General features: G+C 66.8%; 21 protein-coding genes and 5 pseudogenes. 18 read left to right on the top strand and 8 right to left on the bottom strand.

Annotated elements, in window-relative coordinates:
- Window position 1: 1 nt before the first annotated feature.
- From H9Q09_RS19135 to H9Q09_RS19075, 13 genes and pseudogenes are all read left to right on the top strand, one after another.
- Window positions 2-829 carry a phosphoenolpyruvate hydrolase family protein gene (locus tag H9Q09_RS19135; protein WP_246716238.1) on the top strand — a complete coding sequence of 276 codons (828 nt, stop codon included), beginning with the start codon at window positions 2-4 and terminating at the stop codon, window positions 827-829.
- Window positions 829-4,050: a flotillin family protein gene (locus tag H9Q09_RS19130; RefSeq protein ID WP_187392359.1), complete on the top strand. Its 3,222-nt coding sequence runs from the start codon at window positions 829-831 to the stop codon at window positions 4,048-4,050. The genes H9Q09_RS19135 and H9Q09_RS19130 overlap by 1 nt, the downstream gene beginning before the upstream one ends.
- A 1-nt stretch (window position 4,051) precedes the next feature.
- Window positions 4,052-4,489 carry an SRPBCC family protein gene (locus tag H9Q09_RS19125; RefSeq protein ID WP_187392358.1) on the top strand — a complete coding sequence of 146 codons (438 nt, stop codon included), beginning with the start codon at window positions 4,052-4,054 and terminating at the stop codon, window positions 4,487-4,489.
- 9 nt (window positions 4,490-4,498) lie between these two features.
- Window positions 4,499-4,936, top strand: a complete 438-nt coding sequence (locus tag H9Q09_RS19120) for an SRPBCC family protein (RefSeq protein ID WP_024350887.1) — start codon at window positions 4,499-4,501, stop codon at window positions 4,934-4,936.
- A gap of 1 nt (window position 4,937) precedes the next feature.
- The gene (locus tag H9Q09_RS19115; RefSeq protein ID WP_187392357.1) at window positions 4,938-5,729 is read left to right on the top strand and encodes an FAD binding domain-containing protein; all 792 of its coding nucleotides are present in this window, start codon (window positions 4,938-4,940) and stop codon (window positions 5,727-5,729) included.
- Window positions 5,729-6,208 carry a (2Fe-2S)-binding protein gene (locus tag H9Q09_RS19110; protein WP_187392356.1) on the top strand — a complete coding sequence of 160 codons (480 nt, stop codon included), beginning with the start codon at window positions 5,729-5,731 and terminating at the stop codon, window positions 6,206-6,208. Before H9Q09_RS19115 ends, H9Q09_RS19110 begins: the two co-directional genes overlap by 1 nt.
- Window positions 6,205-7,539, top strand: a pseudogene (locus H9Q09_RS19105) (molybdopterin cofactor-binding domain-containing protein); the annotation flags it as partial. The gene H9Q09_RS19110 and the pseudogene H9Q09_RS19105, both read left to right, overlap by 4 nt.
- 604 nt (window positions 7,540-8,143) lie before the next feature.
- Complete coding sequence (locus tag H9Q09_RS19100; RefSeq protein WP_187392354.1) at window positions 8,144-9,181, top strand: molybdopterin cofactor-binding domain-containing protein; 1,038 nt, start codon at window positions 8,144-8,146, stop codon at window positions 9,179-9,181.
- The gene (locus H9Q09_RS19095) at window positions 9,181-10,062 is read left to right on the top strand and encodes a MoxR family ATPase (RefSeq protein ID WP_187392353.1); all 882 of its coding nucleotides are present in this window, start codon (window positions 9,181-9,183) and stop codon (window positions 10,060-10,062) included. Before H9Q09_RS19100 ends, H9Q09_RS19095 begins: the two co-directional genes overlap by 1 nt.
- The gene (locus H9Q09_RS19090; protein ID WP_187392352.1) at window positions 10,059-11,150 is read left to right on the top strand and encodes a VWA domain-containing protein; all 1,092 of its coding nucleotides are present in this window, start codon (window positions 10,059-10,061) and stop codon (window positions 11,148-11,150) included. The genes H9Q09_RS19095 and H9Q09_RS19090 overlap by 4 nt, the downstream gene beginning before the upstream one ends.
- Complete coding sequence (locus H9Q09_RS19085) at window positions 11,147-12,022, top strand: amidohydrolase family protein (RefSeq protein WP_187392351.1); 876 nt, start codon at window positions 11,147-11,149, stop codon at window positions 12,020-12,022. The genes H9Q09_RS19090 and H9Q09_RS19085 overlap by 4 nt, the downstream gene beginning before the upstream one ends.
- A 23-nt stretch (window positions 12,023-12,045) precedes the next feature.
- The gene (locus H9Q09_RS19080; RefSeq protein WP_024350879.1) at window positions 12,046-12,894 is read left to right on the top strand and encodes an N-acyl homoserine lactonase family protein; all 849 of its coding nucleotides are present in this window, start codon (window positions 12,046-12,048) and stop codon (window positions 12,892-12,894) included.
- 106 nt (window positions 12,895-13,000) lie between these two features.
- Complete coding sequence (locus H9Q09_RS19075) at window positions 13,001-14,635, top strand: isochorismatase family protein (protein WP_187392350.1); 1,635 nt, start codon at window positions 13,001-13,003, stop codon at window positions 14,633-14,635.
- Window positions 14,636-14,710: 75 nt separating this feature from the next.
- On the opposite strand, the gene H9Q09_RS19070 is transcribed toward H9Q09_RS19075, so the two are convergent.
- Together H9Q09_RS19070 and H9Q09_RS19065 are read right to left on the bottom strand one after the other, a co-directional pair.
- Window positions 14,711-16,336, bottom strand: a complete 1,626-nt coding sequence (locus H9Q09_RS19070) for a pyridoxamine 5'-phosphate oxidase family protein (protein ID WP_187392349.1) — start codon at window positions 16,334-16,336, stop codon at window positions 14,711-14,713.
- A 54-nt stretch (window positions 16,337-16,390) separates the two neighbouring features.
- A complete protein-coding gene (locus H9Q09_RS19065; RefSeq protein WP_187392348.1) occupies window positions 16,391-17,032 on the bottom strand; it encodes a glutathione S-transferase in 642 nt (213 codons plus the stop codon).
- A 124-nt stretch (window positions 17,033-17,156) separates the two neighbouring features.
- Here H9Q09_RS19065 and H9Q09_RS19060 point away from each other — a divergent pair, with 124 nt between their 5' ends.
- Window positions 17,157-18,053: a LysR family transcriptional regulator gene (locus tag H9Q09_RS19060; protein WP_187392347.1), complete on the top strand. Its 897-nt coding sequence runs from the start codon at window positions 17,157-17,159 to the stop codon at window positions 18,051-18,053.
- A 160-nt stretch (window positions 18,054-18,213) separates the two neighbouring features.
- Here the strand turns inward: H9Q09_RS19060 and H9Q09_RS19055 are convergent, their stop codons facing one another.
- Complete coding sequence (locus H9Q09_RS19055; protein WP_187392346.1) at window positions 18,214-18,444, bottom strand: hypothetical protein; 231 nt, start codon at window positions 18,442-18,444, stop codon at window positions 18,214-18,216.
- A gap of 206 nt (window positions 18,445-18,650) precedes the next feature.
- Here H9Q09_RS19055 and H9Q09_RS19050 point away from each other — a divergent pair, with 206 nt between their 5' ends.
- From H9Q09_RS19050 to H9Q09_RS19040, 3 genes are all read left to right on the top strand, one after another.
- Entirely contained in the window at window positions 18,651-18,860 is a 210-nt protein-coding gene (locus H9Q09_RS19050) for a DUF2945 domain-containing protein (RefSeq protein WP_187392345.1), read from the top strand.
- A complete protein-coding gene (locus H9Q09_RS19045; protein WP_187392344.1) occupies window positions 18,860-19,405 on the top strand; it encodes a DUF488 domain-containing protein in 546 nt (181 codons plus the stop codon). Before H9Q09_RS19050 ends, H9Q09_RS19045 begins: the two co-directional genes overlap by 1 nt.
- Window positions 19,406-19,688: 283 nt before the next feature.
- Window positions 19,689-20,759, top strand: coding sequence for a hypothetical protein (locus H9Q09_RS19040; protein ID WP_187392416.1), 1,071 nt, complete (start codon window positions 19,689-19,691; stop codon window positions 20,757-20,759).
- Between the two features lie 252 nt (window positions 20,760-21,011).
- Here the strand turns inward: H9Q09_RS19040 and H9Q09_RS19035 are convergent.
- Window positions 21,012-21,399, bottom strand: a pseudogene (locus tag H9Q09_RS19035) (IS110 family transposase); the annotation flags it as partial.
- Between the two features lie 69 nt (window positions 21,400-21,468).
- Between H9Q09_RS19035 and H9Q09_RS19030 the strand changes: the two are divergent.
- Window positions 21,469-21,624: pseudogene (locus H9Q09_RS19030) on the top strand (IS630 family transposase); the annotation flags it as partial.
- Window positions 21,625-22,118: 494 nt separating this feature from the next.
- On the opposite strand, the gene H9Q09_RS19025 reads toward H9Q09_RS19030, so the two are convergent.
- From H9Q09_RS19025 to H9Q09_RS19010, 4 genes and pseudogenes are all read right to left on the bottom strand, one after another.
- The gene (locus tag H9Q09_RS19025) at window positions 22,119-23,147 is read right to left on the bottom strand and encodes an IS110 family transposase (protein ID WP_187392343.1); all 1,029 of its coding nucleotides are present in this window, start codon (window positions 23,145-23,147) and stop codon (window positions 22,119-22,121) included.
- 221 nt (window positions 23,148-23,368) lie between these two features.
- Window positions 23,369-24,163, bottom strand: coding sequence for an IS21-like element helper ATPase IstB (gene istB / locus H9Q09_RS19020; RefSeq protein ID WP_187392342.1), 795 nt, complete (start codon window positions 24,161-24,163; stop codon window positions 23,369-23,371).
- Window positions 24,153-25,684 (bottom strand): annotated as a pseudogene (gene istA / locus H9Q09_RS19015) (IS21 family transposase). The gene istB and the pseudogene istA overlap by 11 nt, the downstream one beginning before the upstream one ends.
- A gap of 113 nt (window positions 25,685-25,797) precedes the next feature.
- Window positions 25,798-26,094: pseudogene (locus H9Q09_RS19010) on the bottom strand (transposase); the annotation flags it as partial.
- Window positions 26,095-26,373 lie beyond the last annotated feature (279 nt).

Below are 26,373 nucleotides of genomic sequence, written 5' to 3'. Positions count from 1 at the left end.
GATGACGAGATTTCGCGCCATGCGCGACGCGGGCGAGCCCATCGTCGGCGGCGGTGCCGGCACCGGGTTGTCGGCCAAATGCGAGGAGGCCGGCGGCATCGACCTCATCGTCATCTACAATTCCGGCCGGTTCCGCATGGCCGGGCGCGGCTCGCTGGCCGGCCTGATGCCCTATGGCGACGCCAACGCCATCGTCCTGGAGATGGGGAACGAGGTCCTGCCGGTGGTCAAGCGCACGCCGGTCCTGGCCGGCGTCTGCGCCACCGACCCGTTCCGGATGATGGACCGCTTCCTCGACGAGGTGAAGGCGGCGGGCTTTTCCGGCGTCCAGAACTTTCCGACCGTCGGCCTGATCGACGGCAGCTTCCGCGCCAATCTCGAAGAGACCGGCATGTCCTACGCGCTGGAGGTCGAGATGATCCGCCTCGCCAATGCGCGGGACATGCTGACGACCCCTTACGTGTTCTGCGAGGACGATGCCCGCGCCATGGCGGCGGCCGGTGCCGACATCATCGTCGTGCATCTGGGCCTCACCACCGGCGGCGCGATCGGCGCGGAAACCGGCGTGGCGCTGCAGGACGCGCCGGCGGTGACCGACCGGCTGGCGAAGGCCGCGCTGGAGGTCAATCCGGACGTGCTGGTCCTCGTCCATGGCGGCCCGGTCGCCCAGCCCGAGGACGCCGAATACGTCCTCGCCAACACCACGAATTGCCACGGCTTCTACGGCGCTTCCTCGATGGAACGGCTGCCGACCGAAATCGCGCTCACCGAGCAGACGCGACGGTTCAAGATGATCGGCCGCAGGGCCGAAGCGGGGAGGGATCAGTAATGACCGGCGAACTCATCGGACAACTCATCCTCTGGCTCATCCTGGCCGTCATCGTCGTGTTCATCCTCTACTGGGTGATGAATTGGCTCTACCGGCGGTCGACCAAGGAAATCGCCTTTGTGCGGACCGGTTTCCTCGGCGAGAAGGTGGTGATCGACGGCGGCGCCTTCGTCTGGCCGATCGTCCACGACATCACCCCCGTCAACATGAACTCGATGGACCTCAACGTCACGCGCGAGCGTGAGCGGGCCCTGATCACCAAGGACCGGTTGCGGATCGACGTGGAGGCGTCCTTCTATGTCCGCGTCGCCCAGACCAGGGAGGGCGTGACGCTCGCCGCCTCGACGCTCGGCCGGCGCACGCTGGAGCCCGAACGCATCCATCAGCTGTTGGAGGGCAAGTTCGTCTCGGCGCTGCGCACCGTCGCCGCGGAGATGACGATCGAGGAACTGCACGAGCATCGCGGCGACTATGTGCGCCGGGTCATCGCCACCGCGCAGGAGGGGCTCGACAAGAACGGGCTCGAACTGGAAAGCGTCGCGATCCTCGACATCGACCAGACCGAGATCGAGTTCTTCAATCCCTCGAACCGCTTCGACGCCGAGGGTCTGACGAGCGTCATCGAGGCGATCGAGAGCCGGCGCAAGATGCGCAACGACATCGAGCAGGAAACCTCCCTCCTGATCCGCGCCCGCAATCTGGAGGCCGAGAAGCAGTCGCTGGGGATCGAGCGCGACAGCGAGAACGCCCGGCTGGAGCAGGAGCGCGAGATCGAGTTCCGCCGCGCCCAGCAGCGCGCCGATCTGGCCCGCGAACGCTCCGAACGCGAGAAGGAGGGCGAGGAGGCCACCCTCCTGAACCGCGAGGCCATCGAGAAGGCCCGCATCTCCAACGAGCGCAGCATCGCCGAAGCGCGCATCGCGTCCGAACAGACGATCCGCCAGCACGAGATCGAGCGGGCCCGCATCATCGACGAAGCGGAGATCACGACGCGCGAGGCCATCGAAAAGGCCCGCATCCAGCAGGAGCGCGTCCTGTCGGAAACCCGCATCACCTCGACGCGCGACACCGACGCCGCCGAGATCGCGGCGCGCGAAGCCATCGAGAAGGCGCGCATCGCCCAGGAGCGCGAGCTGACCCGCGCCCGCATCGAGAAGGACCAGGACACCCAGTCCAACGAGATCGCCCGCAAGCGGGCCGTGGACGAGGCCGAGATCAGCGCGAAGGAGAGCGTCGAAAAAGCCCGCATCGCACAGGAGAACGAGGTCAGCGAGGCCCGCATCTCGCTGGAGCGCGCGACGCGCGAACGCGAGATCGCCCGCAATTTGGCCATCGAGGAGGCCGAGATCGCCGCCCGCGAAGCGGCAGAGAAGCTGCGCATCATCCAGGAACGCGCCGTCAGCGCCGCCCGCATCGCCTCCGACCGCGAGACCCGCTCGCTGGAGATCGAGCGCAAGAAGGCGCTGGAAGAGGCCGAGATCGCCTCGCAGCAGGCGACCGAGGCGGCCAGGATCGCCCGCGAGAAGACCCTCGCCGCCGAGCGGATCGCCTCCGAACAGGAGACCCGTGCGCTGGAGATCGCCCGCCGCCGCCTGCTCGACGCCGCCGAGATCGAGGCTGCCGAGGCCACGGCCAAGGAGCGTATCGGACAGGAGGAGCGGGTTCGCAGCCTCGAAATCGCCCGCAACCGCGCCATCGACGAGGCCGAGATCGCGTCGCGCGAGGCGGTGGAGAAGGCCCGGATCGCCACCGAGGCTCGCACCTCGGTCGAGCGGATCGAGAGCGAGGAGCGCACCAAGGAGCGCGATCTGGCCCGCGAACAGGCGGTGGCCTTTGCCGACACCGCCAAGCAGGAGGCTGTCGAGGCCAAGCGCATCGCCAAGGAGAAGAAGCTCGCGGCCGACCGCATCGCCTACGAGCAGGACATGCGCGAGCGCGAAATCGCCCGCAACCGCGCCGTGGACGTCGCCAGCGTGACGGCGCAGGAGGCGATCGCCACGGCCCGGATCGCCGAGGAGAAGCGCACCCGCGCCGCCGCCATCGACCGGGACACGGAAATCCGCTCCCGCGAGATCGAGCATCAGGAGGCCATCGAGGCCGCCGAGATCAGTTCGCGCCGCCTGGTCGAGGGCCAGCGGATCGAGAAGGAGGCGGAGACCACGGCCGAGAAGATCGCCCGCGACCGCCGCATCCGCGAGCTGGAGATCGAGCGCAACAAGGCGATGGATGCCGCGCAGATCGCCGCCGACGAGGCGATCGAGGCGGCCCGCGTCTCCAAGGCCAAGACGGTCGATGCCGAGAAGATCCTCGCCGAGCAGGACCTCGATTCCCGCAAGCTCGAGCGCCGCAAGGTGCTGGAGCAGCTCGAGGTCGCCCGCATGCAGGCGCTGCGCGAGGCCGAGATCGCCAGCCAGGAAGAGGTCGAGCGCGCCAAGATCGCCTCGGAACGGGGTCTCGACGACGCCCGCATCGGCCATCAGGCCGAGCGCCGCAAGCTGGAGATCGCCCGCGAACGGGCCGTCGAGGAAGCGACGATGGAAAAGACCATCGCGCTGTATCGCAAGTCGCTGGATGAAAGCGCCGCCGCGGTCGAGGCCGAGAACGCCCGCGCCCGCGCCGTCGAGGCCAGCGAGAAGGTCAAGACCACGGCCGAGAGCGAGGTCGCACGCCGTGCCAAGACGGTCGGCGTGACCGGCGCCGAGCTGGAAGCCGAGCGCAAGCGCATCGGCGCCGAGGCCGAGAAGATCCGTGCCGCGGTCGAGGCCGAGGCGCAGAAGCTCATCAACGAGGCCGAGAACGTCCTCACCGACGGCGCCCGCGCCAGCCTGTTCAAGCGCAAGATGCTGGAGCATGTGGAAGGCATCGTGGCGGCCAGCGTCAAGCCGCTGGAGAAGATCAACGACATCCGCATCATGCAGCTCGGCGGGTCGGGGACACAGGGCCTCGACTGGGCGAATGGCGGCGGCAGCGGCAATGGCGCCAGCGGTGGCGGCGGCGGGGGGCAGGGCCCGAGCCCGACGGACGAGGTGATGAACTCGGCCCTGCGCTACCGCGTCCAGGCGCCCTTCGTCGACAGCCTCCTCTCCGACATCGGCATCGACGGGGCGAACATCGCCAAGTCCGACATCTTCCGCAACGCCTCCGACATGACCCGCGCGGCGTCGGAAGCGGCGCGGGCCAAGGCGCCGAAGGTCGCCGCCGACAAGAAGGAGGGCCGCTGACATGGCGAGGGTCTATGTCAGCTCGGTCATTCCGGCCGAGGCGTCCCGCGTGTGGGAGCGGATCCGCGACTTCAACGCGCTGCCGAAATGGCATCCGCGCATCCGCGACAGCCGCATCGAGGACGCCCTGCCCTCCGACAAGATCGGCTGCATCCGCAGCTTCCACCTGCAGAGCGGCGACAACATCCGCGAGCAGCTCGTCGGCATGTCGGATTACGACCTGTTCGTCACCTACGTCATGCTCGACGGCCCGCAGCCCTGGTCGGACTACATGGCGACCCTGCGCCTGACGCCGGTCACCGATACGGGACACTGCTTCGCCGAATGGTCGGCCGAATTCAGCTGCGATCCGAAGGACGAGACCGATCTCGTCACCGGCACCGGCCGCAACGTGTTCCAGGGCGGTTTCGACGCGCTCAAACGGCATTTCGGGGGCTAGGCGGCGCTCATGGTTCACGTCGTTCGCAGCACCGTTCTGGAGGCGCCGGTCGAGGCGGTCTGGGAGATCGTGCGCGATTTCAATGGCCACGACCGCTGGCACCCGGCGGTCGCCACCAGCCAGGTCGAGCGCGGCCGCGTGACCGACCAGGTGGGCGCCGTGCGCCGCTTCCGGCTCGAGACCGGCGAGGAGCTGCGCGAGCAATTGCTGACCCTGTCGGATGCCGAGATGTCGATGACCTACTGCCTGCTCGATACGCCGATCCCGCTGCTCAACTACGTCGCCCACATCCGGCTGTCCCCGGTCACCGATGGCGACGCCACCTTCTGGCACTGGGAAAGCCGTTTCGACACGCCGAAGGGCCGGGAGGCCGAGTTGGGGGCCGCGGTCGGCGACGGCATCTATGTCGCCGGCTTCGAGGCGATCCGAACCGAGCTGGGGGCCTGACATGCTGAGCGTTCAGACCTGCGCGACACTCGACGAGGCGGCCCGGCAGATGGGCGATCGCACCCGCTTCCTGGCCGGCGGCACGCTGGTGATGCGCGGCGTGAACTACGCCGATCCGTCCTTCGACCGCATCGTGCGGGCCCGCACCATGCCGCGCGAGATACGGTCCGACGGCACCGGCCTGAGGATCGGCGCCGGCGCCACCATGGCCGATCTTCTCGCCGCGCGCGACGCCGAGATCCTGCATCCGGTGGCCCGGATGATCGGCGGGCCTGCGGTCCGCAATATGGCGACAGTCGGCGGCAATCTCTTCGCGGCGCATCCCTATGGCGACCTGGCCACCGCGCTCTTGGCGCTGGATGCGCGGGTCGAGATGGCCGGTGGTGCCTCCGAGCCGATGGAAACCTTCCTCGCCGGTCGCGACCGCCAGCGCGGACTGGTGACGGCGGTCATCCTGCCGCGCGCCACCGCGTCGGAATTCCGCTGGGCCAAGATCAGCCGGGTCAAGCCGAAGGGCGTGTCGATGCTGTCCATCGCCGCCTGGCTGCAGGGCGGCAGCCGCATCACCGACGCGCGGATCGCCTTCGGCGGCATGGGGCCGACCCCGCTGCGCGCCAAGGCGGCGGAGCGCGCTTTGCGGGACCGCACACTGGACCCGGCCGGCATCGAGCGCGCGGTGGCCGCCTGTCTCGACGGGCTCGCCCCGGCCGACGACGCGCTGGCGAGCGAATGGTACCGGCGCGAGGTCGCCCCGGTGCATCTGCGGCGCCTGCTGCTGAGGGAGGCGCGCTGATGGCCAAGACACCCGTCCGATTCACATTGAACGACGCCGAGACCGCGCTGTTCGTCGACGAGGGCGCCAATCTGATCGACGTCCTGCGGCGCGGCGCCGGCGATCTGTCGCCGAAGCAGGGCTGCGCCCAGGGCACCTGCGGCGCCTGCACCGTGCTGATCGACGGCCAGCCGCATCTGGCCTGCCTGACACTGGCCGAAACCGTCGAGGGGCGGCGCATCAATACCACCGGCGGACTGGCCGGCGGGCCGCAGCTCCATCCGCTCCAGACGGCCTTCATGGAAGAGTTCGCCGCCCAGTGCGGCTTCTGCACCAGCGGCATGCTGATGGCCGCCAAGGCGCTGCTCGACCGGCAGCCCAGCCCGAGCCGCGACGAGGTGGCCGAGGCGATCTCCGGCAATCTGTGCCGCTGCACCGGCTACGAACCCATCATCGACGCGGTCATGAGGGCGAGCCAGCGGATGAGGGGCGCGGCATGACCAGCATCGAGTTCCGCAAGGACCTGTTCGCCGACGAACGCGACGACACGCTGAAGGAGATCGGCCAGCCGACCATCCGCCAGGACATTCTCGGCCATGTCACAGGACGCACGCCTTATTACGACGACCATCTGTTCGACGGCCTGCTGCATATGCGCGCCGTCCGCTCGCCCCACCACCATGCGCGAATCCGCTCGATCGACACGCGCGAGGCCGAGCGGATGCCGGGCGTGCGCCGCGTCGCGACCGCGAGGGACGTGCCGAACAACCTCAACACCCTGCTGTCGCTGATCAATTTCGGCAAGGACGACGAGCCCCTCTGCGCCCACGACAAGGTCTGCTACAAGGGCGAGACGGTGGCCTGGGTGATCGCCGACACCGAACGCCTGGCGCGCGAGGCGGTGGCCCAGGTGCGGGTGGACTACGAGGTGCTGCCCCATGTCCTCGACCCCGAGGAGGCGCTGAAGCCCGGCGCGCCGGTGGTCAACGAGGTCTATCCCAACAACAGCTTCGACTATCACGAGCGCTACGATCACCAGAAACTGCGCTTCGGCGACGTGAACGCGGCCTTCGCCCGCGCCGACCATATCGTCGAGGCCGAGTACCAGATGTCGCCGATCGAGCAGGCGCCGATCGAGACCTGCGGGGCCATCGCGGCGCCCGAACAGAACGACCGCTATGTCTGCTACACCAACACGCAGGCGCTGTTCTTCTCGCTTGGCACCACGGCCAAGCTCCTCGACATCCCGTCCTCGCGCCTGCACTTCATCGGCGGCACGGCCGGTGGCGGCTTCGGTGGCAAGGTCGACAGCATCGTCGAGCCGACCGCCGTTCTCGGCGCGATCCTGACCGGGCGGCCGGTGCGCTTTGCCTGGGACCGGGAAGAGGAGATGCAGGTCGGCGCGCCGCGCGGCGCCGAGCGCTGGCGGCTCAAGGACGGCGTGATGGCCGACGGGCGCATCGTCGCGCGCGAATTCACCGGCTTCTTCGACAGCGGCGCCTATACGCGCCTGTCCTCCTACGCCATCGTCAAGGGCACCGGCCATCTGCCGGGCCCCTATTTCATCCCCAATGTGGCGTCCAACGTCTATTGCTGCGTCACCAATCGCACCCCGGCGACGGCGATGCGGGGCTTCGGCATCACGGCGGTGGATTTTGCCATCGAATGCCAGATGGACCGTGTCGCCGAGGCCGTCGGCATGGACCCGATCGAGCTGCGCATCCTCAACGCCTATCGCGACGGCGACATGAAGGCGCATCGGCGCAAGGCCAAGAACACCGCGCTGATCGAATGCTGCCAGGTGGCGGCGGGCAAGGCGCAATGGCCGCTGTCCGGGGAGGCGATGGCGCAATCGTCGCTGACGGGCGGCGGCACGCCGGAGCGGGTGGCGATCCCCGAGACGGTGACCGACGACGAGGGCCGGATCGGCGAGCGCCGGGCCGGGCGCACGGCCTCGACCGCCCCTTCGAAAAACGGCCGCGGCCGGGTGCCGGCCGGCCAGCATGGCGCGACCATCGTCGCGGCGCCGCCGCAGAACCCCGACATGCAGATCGAGGCGGACCGCATCGGCCACCGGATGGGTAGCGAGACGCCGCCCGCCGCAATGGGCCCGGCCTCCGGCGCCGCACAGCCTTCCGCGCCCTATCGGCCGGCGTCCCAGACCGGCGGCGGTATCGTGCCGCCCCGGCCGACACCGCCCCCAGCCGCGCCGTCCCCGGCCGCGCGATCTGCTCCGCCGCCCGCGTCACCATCCTACGGCACGCAGCCGGCGCCGGGCTCGCCGCCCGCCTCGACAACCGGGGCGCCGCACGATGCGCATTACCAGCGGCCGGCACCGACCGAACCCGAGCCCTATCGGCCCGACAAGCCGTTCTCCCGCGGTACGCGCCGTCCCGGCAGTTCGCCCTTCCTGTCCGGCACGCGGAGGCGCTGACATGACCATTCACAAGGGCAGGGGCTTTGCCTGCATCAACTATCCGATCGGCATGAATCTCGGCGGCGACCCGTCGCAGGCGCTGGTCCATTCGACGCCCGACGGCAAGTTCATGGTGGCGCTCTCTGCCATCGATCTCGGCCAGGGAATGAAATCCGTGTCGCGCCAGATCGCCGCCGAAACCCTCGGCGTGCCGATCGAGGACGTTTATGTCGACACCGCCGACAGTGACACCGGCCCGCACGACATGGGCTCCTTCGCCTCGCGCGGCACGCACCGGGTCGGCAATGCCGTGATCCGGGCGAGCGCCGAGGCGCGGCGGCAGATGCTGGAGGCGGCGGCCGAGGAGATGGAAGTCGATGCCGGCGACCTGACGACCGACGGCAAGGGCAACATCCACGTCAAGGGCGCGCCGGGCCGCGCGATCACCGTGGCCGAGACGGCCATCGCCGCGCAGTTCAAGCAGGGCCGCACCTTGTCGGGCCGCGGCATCTTCCTGATCCCGCCATCCAGCGCCGATCCCGAGACCGGCGAGATGACGCCGGTGACCTGTTTCGCCCATGCGGCCCTCATCATCGACCTGGAGGTCGACGACGAGACCGGCGAGGTCGAGGTGAAGGAGATCAACTCTGCCTATGAGGTGGGGCGTGCGCTCAATCCGAAACTGGTCGAGCAGCAGCTGATCGGCGGGGCGTGGATGGGCGTCAGCCACACGCTCTACGAGACCACCGAGCCCTATTATCCCGACCGCCGGCACGGGGCGACGGACTTCAACCACTACCTGATGCCGGGGCCCGCCCAGATCGTGCCCCACCACATCGCCGTCCTGGAACGCCCGGCCGAGGATGCGCCCTTTGGCGGCAAGGGGCCGGGCGAGATGTGCGCCAACCCCGTGCTGCCCGGCATCGCCAATGCCATCTACGACGCGATCGGCCTGCGCTGCGACAGGCTGCCGATCACGCCGGAGAAGATCCTGCGCGGCCTGCGCGAAATGGGCGGCGCCCGCCCGCCGGCCCGCTCGAAAGGACGCGCCGCCTGATGGTGACCCGGGCGACCATAGCCGGCATCTCGTCTCCCGCGGAGCTGCAGACGGCGCTGGACGGCGCCCAGTACATCGCCGACGACGCGCTGGCGACGGCCGCCTATCTGGCGCTGGCGCTCGGCAAGCCGCTGCTTCTGGAAGGCGCGCCCGGGGTCGGCAAGACCGAGGCGGCCAAGGCGCTCGGCGGCGTCCTTGGCCGCAGCGTCATCCGGCTGCAATGCTACGAGGGGATCGATGCCGCCTCGGCGCTCTACGAATGGAACTACCCACGCCAGATGCTGGCCATCCGGCAGGCGGGGCAGGACTACGTCAATCTCTATTCCGAGGATTACCTGCTCGAACGGCCGCTGCTGGCGGCACTGCGCAATCCCACCGGCACGCTGCTGCTGATCGACGAGATCGACCGGGCGGATCACGAGTTCGAGGCGTTCCTCCTGGAATTCCTCTCCGATTTCACGATCTCGATCCCCGAGACCGGCACGGTGCGCGCGGTGCAGCCGCCGGTCGTGGCGCTGACGTCGAACCGCACCCGTGACCTGCACGAGGCGCTGCGCCGCCGCTGCGTCTATCACTGGATCGACTATCCCTCGCCGGAGCTCGAGGCCCGGATCGTCATGACCCGCGCCTCGCGCGTCGCCGAAGCGACGGCCCGGGCCGTGGTGGCCTCGGTCGGCCTCTTGCGGCAGGAGCCGCTGGCCAAGCCGCCGGGTGTCGCCGAAACCGTCGAATGGGCCGAGGCCGCCACGCTGCTGAATGCGCAGGGCGCCCGCTGGCCCGACGCCTTCGCCCGCGCGATCGGCGTCGCGCTGAAGGACCATGACGACCTCTCCTACATGCGGGACCGGCTGGCGGCGATCCTGCCGGGCGAGGCGGCATGACCCCGCGCGCCCTCGATCCGTTCCTGCGCTTTGCGCCGTCCCTGCGTCAGGCCGGTTTCGCCGTCTCGCCCGACCAGACCGTGGACTTCATCGCGGCGGTGGGCGTTCTCGGCCCGCGGGACATGACCGATATCTGGCGCGCCGGGCGGGCGCTGTTTGCCGTGCCGCCCGAACGTGTTGCCGAATACGACGCGATCTTCCGCGCCGTGTTTCTCGACCAGGTCATCCGGGCCCCGTCAGAGACCGAGGACGAGGAATCGGAAGCCCACGAGCCGACCGGCGGGACGCAGGACATCGAAGCCGGGGACGAGGAGAGCGAGGCGGGGGCGGATGCGACCGAGGCCGAACGCCTGACGTCGCGCAGCATCGCCAGCCGCGACGACGCGGCGGCAGCGCGCCTCCTGCGGCACGCGCCGGCCGCACTGCCGCGCCGCCTGTCTTACCGCCGGCGCGCAACCCGGCACGGCGACCGGATGGATCTGCGTCGGACCCTGCGCGAGGCCGCCCGCCGCGACGGCGAGGTGCTGCGCCTGCACGAGACGCGCCGCAAGTCGCGCCAGCGCCGGGTTCTGCTGCTGATCGACGTGTCCGGCTCGATGAAGACGCAGAGCGAGGGCATGATCCGCCTCGGCCATGCGCTGGTGCAGGCCGCCGACCGGGCGGAAGTGTTCACGCTGGGCACCCGCCTGACCCGGATCACCGCGGCCCTGAAGCCGGCCGACGCCGAACAGGCGCTGCCCCGCGCCGCCGAGGCCGTTGCCGATTTCGATGGCGGCACGCGGATCGGCGAGGCCCTGCAGGCCTTTCTCGCGGTGCCGCGCTACGCCGGCTTTGCGCGCGGCGCGGCGGTGACCGTGGTGTCCGACGGCCTCGAGCGCGGCTCGCCGGCGGCGATGGTCGACGCGGTCAACCGCCTCTCCCGCATCGCCTGGCGGGTCGACTGGCTGTCGCCGCTGGCCGCCGACCCGCATTACGCCCCGCGCACCGCGGGGCTGCAGATAATCCTGCCCGTCCTCGACCATCTCGGCGACGGCGCCTCGCCCGGCCGGGTGGCGGATCACTTCCTCGAATATGCGAGACGAAAATGATCGACGCGCATCATCACATCTGGCGCCAGGCGGACCTGCCCTGGCTGATCGGCCCGGAACAGCCGCGCATCTTCGGGCCCTACCGCGCGATCATGCGCGACTATTCGATCCGCGAATACCAGGCCGACCTCGCCGGCACGGGCATTGCGAAATCGGTCTATGTGCAGGCCAACTGGGCCCCGAACTGGGCCGCCGACGAGGTCGCCTGGGTTCAGGAAATCGCCGAGGAGCACGGCACCATCGCCGGCATCGTCGGCTATACGGACTTCACCGAACGCGACGTGTCCGCCCAGCTCGACAAGCTGAAGCGCCACGACCGGATGCGCGGCATCCGCCAGCAGCTCCACTGGCACGAGAACCCGCTCTACCGCTTTGCCAGGACCCCCGATCTCGCCCGCGACGAGACCGTGCAGAAGAACGTCGCCCGGCTCGCCGACTATGGCTGGAGCTTCGACCTGCAGGTGTTTCCGGGCCAGATGGAAGGCGCCGCCGAGCTCGCCCGGGCCTGCCCCGAGGTGACCTTCATCCTGCAGCACGCCGGCATGAAGGAGGACCGGTCCGAGGCCGGCGACGGCGCCTGGCGCGACGGCATGAAACGGCTGGCCGACTGCCCGAACGTCGTCACCAAGCTCAGTGCCTTCGGCACCTTCATCCATCGCAACGATCCGGCCTTCATCGAGGAGATGATCCTCGCGACCGAAAAGCTCTTCGGCGCCGAGCGCTGCATGTACGGGTCGAACTTCCCCATCGAGAAGCTCTGGACCTCCTACACCGAGCTGTTCAACGCCTTTCGCGCCGGGGCGAAGTCCCTGTCCGCCAAGAAGCAATCCGCGATCTTCAACGACACCGCAGCCCGCATCTACCGGCTGTAGACGACACAAGGGGGGAGACCATCATGGCCTTGCAGATCCACATCCTCGACTATGGCGACATCGAGCTGGAGACGAGCTTCCTCGTCCTCGGGCACGAATGCGGCCGCACCCGAAGGGTGCCGGTCTACGGCTTTCTGATCACCGGCGGCGAATATCCGATCGTGGTGGACACCGGCTACCGCGACAACGCCATCATGGAGAGCCTCGGCATGCGCGGCCTCCAGTTCCACGAGAACATGATCGAGAACCAACTCGCCCGGCACGGGCTGAAGCTCGGCGACATCCGCTACGTGCTGCACACCCATCTGCATATCGACCATGCCGGCAAGGACGATCTGTTCCCGATGAACACGACCGTGGTCATCAACCGGCGCGAGATGGAGTTCTCGGTGTCGGGGATCATGTTCCCGCAATATCCCAAGCCCGACATCAAGCATCTGGTCGACCGCATCTACGAGCCCGAGGCGATGCGCTTCCTCGATCTCGACATCACCGGCGCCGAGGAGATCATTCCGGGCGTCTGGTGCGAGCCGGCGGGGGCCCACACCGAAGGCTCGATGAATGTCATCGTCGAGACCGCCGAGGGCCTCGCCTGCATCTGCGGCGACGTCATCTACGACTTCAACGACCAGATCGTGAACCACGTCCACACCAACAACTGGATGGAGCCGCGCGTCACCGGCAACCATTCCGAATCCAAGCGGGCCGAGAAGGGCGCGATCAAGAAGCTCCTGAACAACTACACCTTCCTGCTGCCGATCCACGACCGGCCGGCGAAGATCGAGCGCCAGAAGGTGGTCGGGCGGCTCGGCATGACCGTGCCCGGCCCGATGACCGAGACCCTGCCGAACCGTCCCTGGTTCCCGGTCTGACTTTGCCGGCTGACCAGGGGGCATAGGGGCATGAACCGCGCCGCCAACCAGAGGCGGCCGGCTGGTGCCGGGCGCGGCATCCATTCGCGACGAGAGGGGCAAGGCCATGGCACATGAAGCGATCTCGGACGGCTTCTTCCGCGACATCGTCGAGGAACACGCCCCCGTCCGCCTGCTGGGGACCGGCTTCACCTTCACCGAGGGGCCTCTGTGGCACCCGGTGAACGGCAACCTCATCTTCTCCGACATGCCCGCCGATACGCGCCGCCAGTGGACGCCGGGGCAGGGCGTTGCCGTCATCCAGAAGCCGACCAACAAGGCCAACGGGATGACCTACGACGCCGACCTGAACCTTCTGGTCTGCGAGCATTCCACCTCTTCCGTCGCGCGCATCGCGCCCGACGGGACGCGTACCGTCCTCTGCTCGCATTATCAGGGCCGCGAGCTGAACAGCCCCAACGACATCGTCGTCGGCAATGACGGCGCGATCTGGTTTACCGATCCGACCTATGGTCGCCGGGAGCATTTCGGCGTGCCGCGCCCGCTGCAGCTCGGCTTTCAGGGCGTCTATCGCCTTGCCCCGGGCCATGTCCCGGGGGACGAGCCCGAACTGGTCGTGGACCGCTATCTGTTCAGCCAGCCCAACGGCCTCACCTTCTCGCCCTGCCAGCGCTGGATGTGGGTGAACGACACCGAGCAGGCCAATATCCGGCTGTTCGACGTGACGGCGAAGGGGCTGGAGAACGGCCGGCTCTTCGCCGGCGGCATCCAGGACCGGCTGAAGCCCGGCCTGCCCGACGGCATGAAGGCGGACAAGGACGGCAACATCTATGTCACCGCCCCCGGCGGCGTCTGGGTCTACTCGTTCCACGGCGAACTGATCGGCAAGATCAACTGCCCCGAGATGGTCGCCAATCTGCACTGGGGCGGCGACGACTGGTCGACGCTGTTCCTGTGCGCGACGTCGTCGCTCTATTCGGTCCAGACCCTGACCCGTGGCCGCGACGAACCCTTCATGTATCCGCGCACCACGCAGCGGCGCGCCGCTGCCGCCCCGGCCCCCACCCCCACGCCATCCCCGGCGCCGTCATCGGGCCGGGTGGCCGCTCCGGCGCTGAACCTTCGCCCGCGGCTCGACGCACGGATCGACCCGGCCCGCACCGCCCTGATCCTGCAGGACCTGCAGAACGACGTCATCATCGACGGCGGCGCCTTTGCCGCCTCAGGCGCGCCCGACCATGCCCGGGCCCAGAACGTCGTCGCCAATGCCGCGCGGCTGGCCGAGGTGGCGCGCCGGCGCGGCATCATGGTGCTGCATGTCTGGATGCTGATCGAGCCGGGCGCGCCCTATCTCGCCCAGCATGCCGAACTGATGAAGGGCCTGAAGCGCGAAAATGCCCTGGTGCGCGGCACCTGGGGCGCCGCCCCGGTCGATGGCCTCGCCCCGCAGCCCGGCGATCTGGTGGTCGAAAAGATGAGCATGAGCGCCTGGGAGACCTCCCGGCTCGAAGCCTATCTGCGCCATGGCGGACGCGACACGATCATCAATTGCGGCGCCTGGACCAACATGAGCGTCGAGCACACCGCCCGCACCGGGGCCGACAAGGGCTTCCACATGATCGTGCCGCAGGATGCCTGTTCGACCATGAATGCTGACTGGCACCAGGCCTCGATCAACTACGCCATGCAGAACGTCGCCACCGTGACGACGACCCAAGGCGTCATCGACGCCCTCGGCTAGGACAGCGCGGGCACCGCATCCCGATCCGGTCTGGCCGGCGCGCCGGCGGAGTTGCTTCACCCTCCGATCGGCGTCTCATCCGCCGGGACCGAAGGTCTCGAAATGGATCCGCCCGGGATCGACGCCGCCGGCTTCGAGGCCCGCATGGATGTCCGCGAGAAAACGCTCGGGACCGCAGAGCATGTAATCGGCATTTGCACCTGCATTAAGGGCGATGAGGTCCGCGGCCGTGATCCGCCCCGCTTTGTCGAAGTGAACGCCGGGCGCGTCCGCGGCGTCCGGGGCGCTGTAATAGATCCGGCGTACGATGGACGCGCCCACGGCAACCAGCGCGTCGATTTCGGCGGCAAAAGCGTGGCTGCGCCGGTTTCGGGCGCCGTGGACGATCCGGATCGGCCGGCCCGAACGGCTTTCCACGCCGGCATGCAGCATCGAGAGCATCGGCGTGACGCCGACCCCCGCGCTGACCAGCACCAGCGGGTTGTCGCCGGACGGAGCCTGGAAGGCACCCGCCGGCGGCCCCGTCATGATCGTGTCGCCCACAGCGATCTCATCGTGCAGGAAGCGCGAGGCGATCCCCCGGTCCTCCCGCTTGACGCTGATGCGGTAATGCCGCGCCGTCGGGCTGCCGGACAGCGAATAGCTGCGCCGCACCGGGCCCGGCTGTCCGGGGACCGTCAGTGCAACGGGCAGATGCATGCCTGGCTGGAACGGCGCCGGCGGCCCGCCGTCCCGGTGGGCGAGATGAAACGAGGTGATGGCATCGCTTTCGACGACCTTGTCGATCACCGTCATTCCCAGCGTTTCCACGCCGTCCCGGCGCCAGCGCAGCGACAGGGCACCGGGGCGCTCCACCACGCGATCGATCGCGACGCGGATCACGCGCCGCGCCTGCGGATCGTCGCTGCCCGCCGCATCCCACTCGATCCGCGCCCACCCGGCGATATGCAGAAGGCTTCCGGTCTCGAAGGACACGAACAGCAGCCCGACCCTGGGGTCGCGGATGAGATTGCCGATGGTGTTGAAGAAATTATTGCCCGGATAGTCCGGGATCTGCAGGGAGCCGTCCGTCGCGACCTGCACGAAACCCGGCTCGCCGCCGCGATGGGAGGCATCGAAGCCGCCCGCCGTGCGGCTTCCGTCGGCCCCGACGCCCGAGCCGATGAAGAGCGTATCCGCAGCCGCGATCCAGGCCTCGTGGGATGGCTGCAACCGGTCGAAGTGCCGGGCGGGAGGGGTCTGGCGGGCTTCGATCCGGTACCATTCCCGCGCGTGGATATATTGCGGGCAATTGCCGAAGCTCTGGTGGACGTCGACGACATAGCCCGTCCCCTCGGGGCGCAGGAACCCGTTCAGGCGGTTGCGCCGGCGACTGTCGAGCGCGATCCCGAGCATGCCGATCGCGCTGCCGGAGGCGAGGGTGGCGGCCAGCGGGTCCGCACGGTCGAGGCTGGCCGCCAACCGCAACTGGCGCGGGTTCGGCGAGGTAGCAAAGCCTTCCGGACCCTCCATGATCGAGGCCCAGGGCTGGCCGGCCTCGTCGCCGCTTGCGATGACGAGAAACGGCAGCGACGCGAAGAAGGCCCGATGCTGCTCGGGGATCCGGTCGCGGATGAAGCCGGCGGCCGCGGCCGCGACGTCGCCGACGCCGGCCCGGCGCTGCGCTTCCAGTTCGCCGGCGTGGAAAGTGGGGAACGCCATGGGGCTGCTCCTGGGGTTTGCAGCGGAACGTGTCCGGGCGGCCTGCTGCCGGTGTCAGGCGAGCGCCGGCGACCGGGCCATGCCGATGAAGTCAGGGAGCGCCTCGATCCGTGCGAGCCAGGCGCGAAGCTGGGGGTAGGGGGCGAGGCTGACGCCGCCCTCCGGCGCATGGGCGATGTAGCTGTAGCCCGCCACGTCGGCGAGGGTCGGGCGATCGGCGGCCAGCCAGTCGCGGTCGTCGAGATGGGTGTCCATCACAGCGAAGAGCGCATGTGCCCGCGCTTTCGCCAGATCGTGGTCGAGCCTGGCGCCGAAGAGGGTCACCAGTCGCGCCGCGCAGGGGCCGGAGGCGATCTCGCCGGCGGCAATCGACAGCCAGCGCTGGACCTCCGCCGCCTCGACCGGCGTGCGGCCGGTCCAGGCCGGGCCGTCGCCGTAGCGCAAGGCGAGATAGGTGATGATGGCGTTCGAATCCGCCAGCGTGACGCCATTGTCCTCGATCGCCGGCACCTGTCCGAGCGGGCTGAGCGCCAGGAAATCCGGCTGCTTGTGGGCGCCATTGGCCATGTCGAGGTCGACCGTCGCATAGGGCCGCCCGAGGAAGCGGAGCATCAGCTCCACCCTGTGGCAATGGCCGGAATTCGGGTTGCGATAGAGGGTCACCGGTCGGGTGGCGGGAGAGCTGTCCTGGCGCATGGATCGCGTTCCTTCGGATGGGCGTGGCTTGCGTCTCGCCGACAAGCTAGCGATGCTCATCTTCCGGAAGAATGGGCGAAACCAGCAGCGCACTGTTGCAGTTCTCGAAGCAATGGAGGCCGCGGTGGATCGGCTGCAGTCTCTCAGGATGTTCGTTGCCGTCGCCGAGGCGGAGAGCTTCGCCGGTGGAGCCCGGACCCTGGGGCTGAGCGGTCCGTCGGCCACGCGGGGCGTCAACGCCCTCGAGGCAAGCCTCGGTGCCCGGCTGTTCACCCGCACGACGCGCAAGGTTCGGCTGACCGATGTGGGGCGGCGATATCTGGCGGAGGTGCGCGAAATCCTCGCGCATCTGCAGGCCGCCGACGAGGCAGCGTCCGGCGCAGCCGGCAAGCCGGTCGGTCAACTTCGCGTCACCTGTCCGCAGGAGTTCGGGCGGATCTACATCGCGCCGTTGCTGACCGGGTTCCTGGACGCCTTTCCGGGGATGAGCGCCGAAGTGCTGATGGTCGACCGGATCGTGAATCTCGTCGAGGAAGGGATCGATGTCGCCCTGCGGATCGGTCCCCTGGCGTCCTCCGATCTCGCCGCGGTGCGGATCGGTCAGGTCCGCCGGGTGGTCTGCGGGGCGCCGGCCTATTTCGCCGAGCACGGAATTCCGCAGGACCCGGCCGATCTGGCGCAGCACCGCCTCGTCGCGACCATGCCCGACGGTCCCGTCAAGGCCTGGCGGTTCGGCCCGGACGGAACCCGGATCGTCAGGGTGGAGCCGCGCCTGACGGTCAGCAGCGTGGCCGCCTCGATCGCCATCGTGCGCAGCGGCTGGGGCCTGTGCCGGGTGCTGTCCTACCAGATCGGGCCCGATCTGGAGGGCGGAACCCTGCAGACGGTGCTCGCCGATCACGAGCCCGAACCGTTGCCGATCCATCTCGTTCACGTCGAAGGCCGCCGGGCCGCCGCAAAGGTCCGGGCCTTCGTCGATTTCGCCGCCGACCGCCTGCGTCAGGTCGCGGTGCTGAGATGATTCAGGCCGTCGCCCAAACGCATCTGCTCGCATGGTGAGAAGACTAGGCGGGCTGATCCGCGTCCGTGAGTGACACGCAGATCAGACCCAGCCTGCGAACGCGGAACTGCCGGGCAGCCCCGCGCTCGAAATGCGGCAAGAATCGCGGACAACCGGCGCGTCAGTCCGTGCGAGCCTCCAGCCACTCCCGGGCCTGCTCTTCGGTGGGGAAGGTCGGATGCGCCGGGGCAGCCACTTCGCCGCCCTGAACGTCATGAATGGTGTCCTGCCCTCGGAACATGGGCGTCCAGATGCCGTCAGGCTTCCTGATCTCGAATCTGTAGATCGCGCGCTCGCCGTTCTCTGCGATCAGCGTGTCGTTCCGCGTCTGCTCGACTTCGTGTTCTGCCATGGTCATCTCCGCTTTGCGTCGGAGGTTATATGAGTCTGCGACAGCGACGAGGCCAGCCGCGCCGAGACGAATGGAACCGCAATAGCGCTGGCCGCCGCTGCGGCACTGGCGCGGACCATCGCGCCAGATCCGGGATCCCCGCCCGGTTCGCCAGCCGATCGGAACAATGCGGCACAGGAGGAATTTCGCTGCAGAAGGAGGACGGCATGGCGAAGTTTTCCGAAAGCGACCACGTCGGCTGGAATTCCGAAGCCGGTCATGTGACCGGGAGGATCCTCAGGGTTCACCATGCCGATTTCGACTACAAGGGCCACCGTCGCCGAGCGTCGAAAGATGACCCCCAATACGAGATCGAGAGCGACAAGACCGACCACATCGCGGCGCATAAGGAGAGTGCGCTGACGAAGGTGGATTGATGGTCGCGCAGTTCACGACCATCGGTCATTCGAACCGCGAGCTTCAGGAGACCATCCGGATGCTGCGGGAGGCCCGGATCGGCCTCCTCGTGGACGTTCGCTCCTTTCCGCGCTCCCGCAGCAATCCGGTCTACAATATCGACAGCTTCCCGGATGAGCTCGGACAGGTTCAGATCGGCTATCTGCACGCCCCCGACCTCGGAGGTCGACGTCGCAAACAATCCGGCGTCGATGAATGCTGCAATGCCATGTGGCGCCTCCAGAGCTTCCACAATTACGCGGACTACGCCCTCGGCGAAGCGTTCGCAGCCGCGTTCGAGGATCTTCTAAGCCGTGGTCGAGATCAGCGTATCGCCATGATGTGCTCGGAGGCGGTCTGGTGGCGCTGCCACCGCCGGATCATCACGGACCATCTCCTGCTCAACGGACACTCTGTCGATCACCTGATGGCCCCCGGCCGCATCGACCCTGCCACCCCGACGCCGGGAGCGGAGAAGACGGGCGACGGAAGAATCGTCTATCCGGCCCAGGTACCTCAGAATTAGCGGTGGATCCCGTCACGGAAACCCGGTCCGATCGGCCGGACCATGCGCGAGAACACCCCACCGGTGACGTCTTGCTCTCCGAGGCGTACCCGCGCGCCCGCTCTGAGCAGGTCGAGGCGAACGACGCGACGATCCGCATCGTCGGCGATACTCGAGCAGGTGATGTTCGGGACGGCGAGCCGTGCAGAAAGCAAAGCCGCTGGCGCTTCGGTGTTCGCAGATTGGTACGGAGATGGTGCACCCGACAGGATGAAACTGGGCACTGGACCTTGGAGGTCGCGCTGTGACGGCGACCTCTCTACAAGCTATTGATAGTGCTTCATTTTCTGGTGGGGTGATTTCCCGATCTGCAGAAACGACCGACCGTTACGAAAATCGCGTCGCACTGCTTTTGGCGAACTATCAGCTCGATGCGTCAGGATGCCCTTCGCTCCCGGGCTTCGCCGCGTGGCTCAAAGACCGCCGCAGTGTGTTGGCCACTTCCAGCTTCCGGCAGTATCGTGCTGCATCGATCTCGGTCTTTGAAGCCATTCTTGACGTCAAAGGCTTGCGGCCGAGCTTGGGTATGGAGGTGCAACGGGCCGTAGCCATCCTCGATTCGACCCGCGGAACTCCGCTGTCGCCACGGGGGCAGATCCCTTCCCGAACTTCTGCGCTGAAGCAGAAGCGTATCTGCGAGCAGGATTGGGCGAAGATTGTCGCGGCCCTCTTGGATTCCCACCGGCGTCACGCCCCGGCGGTTCTCCTATTGTTCACGGCCGGCCTCGTCACCGGCCTTCGGCCTTGCGAGTGGATCAATGCGGAGCTTTTCGAGGACGCGGAAAACGAATGGAAGTTGGAGGTGCAGAACGGCAAGAGTACGAACGGCCGGTCGCACGGACCGACCCGGAGCTTGTCGTGGAGCGGCTGCAGCACCGAAGTTCATGCGATCCAAGACTGGCTGGCACATATAGCGACCCAACTGCCCCGAGATCGGAGACGAGCGCGAAAGGTTTGGGAGACCTACTACGCTCAACTCAGGGACACCCTCGGTGAGGTTTCTCAGGAGGTTTGGCCGCGCCGAACGCGCCGTCCCACATTTTACACGGCAAGGCACACGTTCGCTGCCGCCGCGAAGGCGGTCCTGTCGCGGGCGGAGGTCGGCGCTCTGTTGGGCCACGGGACGGACCTTACGGCTCTCACTCACTATGCGCGGCCGCCGAAGGGGGGCAGCAAGCTTCCGGCATTCAAACTGCCCGCACCTAATCCGGCAGAGGTCATGCGAGTTCGGCACCTCCTAGAGGCGAAGCTCAGCACGGCGAAGCCTCTCCAGCGGCGCGCCGATACGGAAACGAACCGTATCGCGGCTCCTTAAGAGGAGCAAGAAGGTGGAATGGAGCGCGCAAGCGGCGCCCGCCCTTCGATGAAACCAACGCATTCTTGTAGCTTCGGGAAGACTACCAGAAGAAGCAGGGCCTTGAACAAGGAGGGTGGGGCCAAAGTGGGGCCTCTTCGCATTTGACATGGCGCTCGTGCTGGAAGAGGGATCATTTTGTCGACGCGCAACGGTCGGCGGACTTGTGATCGAAGCGCAGGAGTCCTCGGCGGCAAGGCCAGTTGCAAAATCCATTAAGTCTCGTGTGCGATGAAGAACGAGAACCGACGAGCAGGCCTCGCTCTTCACGGCGACGAACCGCATGGAGGGACGCGTCACCGCTTCACAGATTGCCGCAGCGTCCGTCTTTCCGCGCTTCACGTAGGGTTTCACGTATGACGGCGGCATGAGGCGAACATCATGGCCCATCTCTTGAAGCCTGCGACCCAGTCGTGGGCGCCCGCACACGCATCCATGCCGATCAGGCACCGCGGCCGCTTCATGAAGAACGCGAGCAACTGGCTTGGGCGGAGCTGGCGTCGATGAGAACGCGACCGTTCTCATCGACGCCGTGGATCTGGAAAACGCTCTTTGCGAGATCGATACCGACTGTGGCAAGCACTGACGTGGAAGGCTCCATTGCTCGGGACGACAACTTCCCAACCATGGCGCAGTGCGACGCCGGGAGCAGGAGCCATCCACACCATCAATCGAGATGGCCTTCTCCAAGCTCAAGGCAATGATGAGATCGAAGGCCAAAAGAACAGTCGACGGGCTGTGGGATGCAGTCGGCGCCGTCATCCCGCTCTTCAAGCCAGACGAATGCGCCAACTACTTCGCCGCTGCCGGCTATGGACCGGATTAAGCCGGATGTGCTCTAGTTGCACAAAAGGGACATCGCTCGAGACTTGGCACGAGTGCGCTTGTGAGGCGTCTTCGCGCGGTCGCGATCGAGTTCGGCACGGGCCGTTCGGGTCGCCAGTGGCGAAAATCGAGCTATGGCGGAAACTGGGTGATGACGGTTTGAGAAAGGCGGCGTATCGGGGCGGTTGTTGAAGCCTGCCCGAACCTCCAGAGGAGCGATACGCCTTGTGTGGTTGCCGCCCGTGATGCAAGAAGTTTTCTACCTATGAGCATGCGATCGAGCGCGGTCTTGTGTCAGGCCTGTTTCTGCGGCGTTCACGTGTCGCTGGCCGGTATGGTGATCCGCGAAACGGGTCCAAATCTATGAAACGAGCTCGGGGCTCTGGCGTATCGCCTGGTTTTACCGTCCGGATCTGTTCGATCTTTTGCCCATTCTGGTTTTCGGCTTCTCACACCTCCGTCACCGGCGGCGGGCTGTCGTCCGCGCCATGAAGCTCATGCAGCGGCAGCCCATGCCGGATCACGATAGTCCTCGTTCTTTGTCAGCATGGCCCAGATTGCCCGCGCCATCTTGTTCGCCAGAGCGATGGCGACGAGCATCCGCGGCTTTCTCTCTGCCATGCGCGCGAGCCAGGACCCCTCGGGAATAGTCCGGCGGCCTAGCCAGTTCAGTCGCGACATCGCCCCGATAATCAGGAGTCGTCGGATGTCGGCTTGGCCGGCCTTCGACACACGCCCCAGCCGTTGCTTGCCGCCCGTGGAATGCTGACGCGGGACAAGCCCGAGCCATGCCGCAAAGTCGCGGCCGCGCCGGAAGCTTGTCATGTCCGGAGCAAAGGCTTCGACCGCCAACGCGGTCAGCGGTCCGACCCCCGGCATCGTCTGCAAACGCTTTGCCATGTCGTCCGAGGCGGCCAATTCCGCGGCGCGCTTCGTTCGGGCTTCGATTCGGGTGGTTTTCTCCGCGATCTGCGCCATCATGTCCCGACATTCCGCACGGACCAGCGCGGGCAGATCGCTGTTTGGCTCATCAAGCAGCGCCTCAATTCGCTTGAGCTGTCTGATTCCCAGCGGAATGGTATGGCCGTATTCGTAAAGGACTGCGCGCAATGCGTTCACCAGTTCTGTGCGCTGGTGGACAAGGCGCTCTCGGCTGCGGAACATCACAGCACGCGCCTGCTGTTTCTCTGACTTCGGTTCGACGAAACGCATCTCGGGGCGTTGCGCGGCAATGACGATTGCCTCGGCATCTGCCATGTCGTTCTTCTGGCGTTTTACGAAGGGCCGGACGTACTGTGGGGCGATCAGTTTCACCTCATGGCCGAACTTGACCATCTCGCGCGCCCAATAGCTGGCGCTGCCGCAAGCCTCCATCACCACCACAGTTGGTAGCTGTTCCGCCATGAACTTCAGGAACTGCAGCCGCGTCAGCTTCTTTCGGAACTTCACTTGCCCCGTCATCGAGGCGCAGTGGAGCTGGAACGCATTCTTTGCCAGATCCACGCCGATCATCGTATCCTTCATCTGCCGTCCTCTCCGCTTCGTGGCTCTTAACACCACGACCTTGGCACATTGCGATGCCGTATCGGGAGGGCGGCAACCACCCCATCTATGACGACGGATACCACCGTTTCCGCATTTCGACATTCCGACGCGATCGAGGATCCCCTTATGTTGATTTCCACGCGGAACTGACCCGGGTTTTCCATCGAGAAGTGACCCGGCTTCGAGTTAAGTTGAGATGGTCATGACTGGGTCAAGGTATGTTCGCTTTCCTTCCTTCTGCGGTTGGTGGTTGCGGTGCTCGCCCTGAAGCGGAAGCTGTCATTTCCGGTTTCCAAGATGTGGCAGCGATGGGTGAGCCGATCGAGTAGAGCGGTGGTCATCTTGGCATCGCCGAAGACGGTGGCCCACTCGCTGAAGCTCAGATTGGTCGTGATGACAACGCTGGTGCGCTCGTAGAGCTTGCTCAGCAGATGGAAGAGCAGCGCGCCGCCGGAGGCACTGAACGGCAGGTATCCAAGCTCGTCCAGGATCACGAGGTCGAGACGGGCAAGGGTCTCGGACAGTTGGCCGGCCTTGCCCCTGGCCTTCTCCTGTTCGAGCGTGTTGACGAGTTCGATGGTCGAGAAGAACCGGACTTTCCGCCGGTGATGCTCGACTGCCTGGATGCCGAGGGCGGTCGCGACGTGTGTCTTGCCTGTGCCTGGCCCGCCGATCAGCACGACGTTCTGCATTCCTTCGATGAACTCGCAGCGATGAAGCTGGCGCACCGTAGCCTCGTTTATCTCGCTGGCCGAGAAGTTGAAGCCTGACAGATCCTTATAAGCCGGGAAGCGTGCAGCCTTCATGTGGTAGGCGATCGAGCGCACCTCGCGTTCGGCCATCTCGGCCTTCAGAAGCTGCGTCAGGATCGGCAGGGCGGCATCGAAGGCAGGCGCGCCTTGTTCGATCAGATCGGTGACGGCCTGTGCCATGCCATACATCTTGAGGCTGCGCAGCATGATGACGACGGCGCCGCTGGCGGGATCATGACGCATGGCGGCCTCCACGACTGCAGGCACGCAGACCGTCGTAGCGCTCGACATTGGCCTCGGGCTCCCGGCGCAGCAGCAGCGCTTGCGGTGTGTCGATAACCGGACCGTCGATCGTCTTCGCGTCGATCAGACGGTGCAGGATGTTGAGCACGTGGGTCTTGGTTGCGATCCCCTCGGACAGGGCCAGTTCGACTGCGGCCAGTACAGCCTGCTCATCGTGCTGCAGGACCAGGGCAAGGATATCGACCATCTCGCGACCGCCACCAGGCTGTCTCAGCATCTGCTCCTGCAATCGCCGGAAGCCTGACGGCAGTTCAGCGAAAGGGGCGCCGTTGCGCAGCGCGCCGGGCTTACGCTGGATGACCGCGAGATAATGACGCCAGTCATAGATTGTGCGCGGTGGCAGGTGATGCGATCGATCAATCCGCCGCTCATGCTCGCACAGGAGCTGCCCCTCGGCCGCAACGACAAGCCGGTCCGGGTAGATACGGAGGCTGACGGGCCGGTTCGCGAAAGACGCCGGGACGCTGTAACGGTTGCGCTCGAAGTTGATCAGGCAGGTTGGCGAGACCCGCTTGCTCTGCTCGACGAACCCGTCGAAGGCGGGCGGCACCGGCATTAAGGCGGGCTGCCCTTGGGCCCAGACATCGGCAACGGTCCCCGCAAGGCGGCCATGCGGGATCTCCCGCCAAAGCTCCAGACAGCGCCGCTCAAGCCAGGCGTTCAGCGCGGCGAGATCGGGAAAGTCCGGCATCGGCTGCCAAAGACGCGGTCGTGCATCCCGCACGTTCTTCTCGACTTGCCCCTTCTCCCAGCCAGAGGCTGGATTGCAGAACTCCGGCTCGAAGACGTAATGGTTTGCCATCGCTAGGAAGCGCATGTTGATCTAGCGCTCCTTGCCGCGCCCAATACGGTCCACCGCCGTTCTCATGTTGTCGTAGATGCCGCGCTCGGGCACACCGCCGAAGACCCGGAAGGCGTGCCAATGCGCGTCGAACAGCATCTCGTGAGTCTGGAGCAGATAGGCGCGGACCAGGAAGGCCCGGCTGTGCGCCAGCTTGATATGAGCGACCTGCAGCTTGGTTCGATCGCCACCGATCAAGGCATGGTCCTCGCTCCAGTCAAACTGGAAGGCTTCGCCGGAGCGGAACGTCAGGGGAATGAAGATACCGCGCCCTGTCGTGTGTTGCTCGCGCTGCCGATCGGCAGACCACTCGCGAGCAAACGCAGCCACCCGGTTGTAGGAACCGGTGAACCGAGAGCGACAAGATCGGCGTGCAGGTGTGTCAGAGGCCGGCGCTGCTTGCGTGACTTCGATGCCTCAGCTTTCAGCCAGGCCGCAAGCTTGTCGGCGAACGGGTCCAGCTTGCTCGGCCGTTCGGGCACCGAGAACTTCGGCTCGATCGTGCCAGCCTTCAGATACTTCTTGATGGTGTTCCGGGAGAGCCCGGTCCGCCTGGCAATCTCGCGGATCGGTAGCTTCTCACGCAGAGCCAAGCGGCGGATGACGTTCAAAAGTCCCATGTGGATCACTCCAATGCCCCCCTCGCTCAGCGCGATCGGAGGGGAAGGTCACATGGGTCAAATCTCAGTGGAAATCAGGCGACTTCCCGGGTCAGTTCCGCGTGGAAATCAACAGTCAGGGCCTTCTCGGCCATGCGCCGTGGCTCCAGAAAGCCGGGAAAGTAGCTGCCCCTGCGCAGCTTCGGAATGCGCAACTCGACTGTGCCGGCTCTCGTCTGCCAGTCCCTGTCGCGGTAGCCATTGCGCTGGGCGAGGCGCTCGGCACTCTTCTCGCCATAGCTGGCGCCGGTCGCAGCACCGACCTCCAGTTCCATCAGCCGCTGGGCGGCAAGGCCGATCATCTCGCGCAGCAGATCGGCATCAGGGGTCTTCTCCAGAAGGCTGCGCAGGCTCATCATGTCGTCGGTCATCAGGGGATCTCCGGTCCGGGTTGGATGTCGCAACCCAAGCCTAACCGGAAACCGCTGGTGACCACCGCGCCGCCGATCCGTCCTACAGCGCGATGAAATGCGCGGACGAGATCGACGACGCTACCGCAGAGCTACACCACGGATGGGGACACGACCATCGGCCGTCGGATGAGGGTGCTGATCGAGGATATGCGGGACGAATGGCATGCCCTCGACAACCGGATCGGGGCCCTCGATGCGGAATTCGCGGACCTCGCCCGCACGGATGCATCGATGAGG

Origin of the sequence: Aurantimonas sp. DM33-3 (assembly GCF_014334315.1) — a bacterium.
GTDB lineage: Bacteria > Pseudomonadota > Alphaproteobacteria > Rhizobiales > Rhizobiaceae > Aurantimonas > Aurantimonas coralicida.
This window is presented reverse-complemented; position numbering and strand designations above follow the sequence as displayed.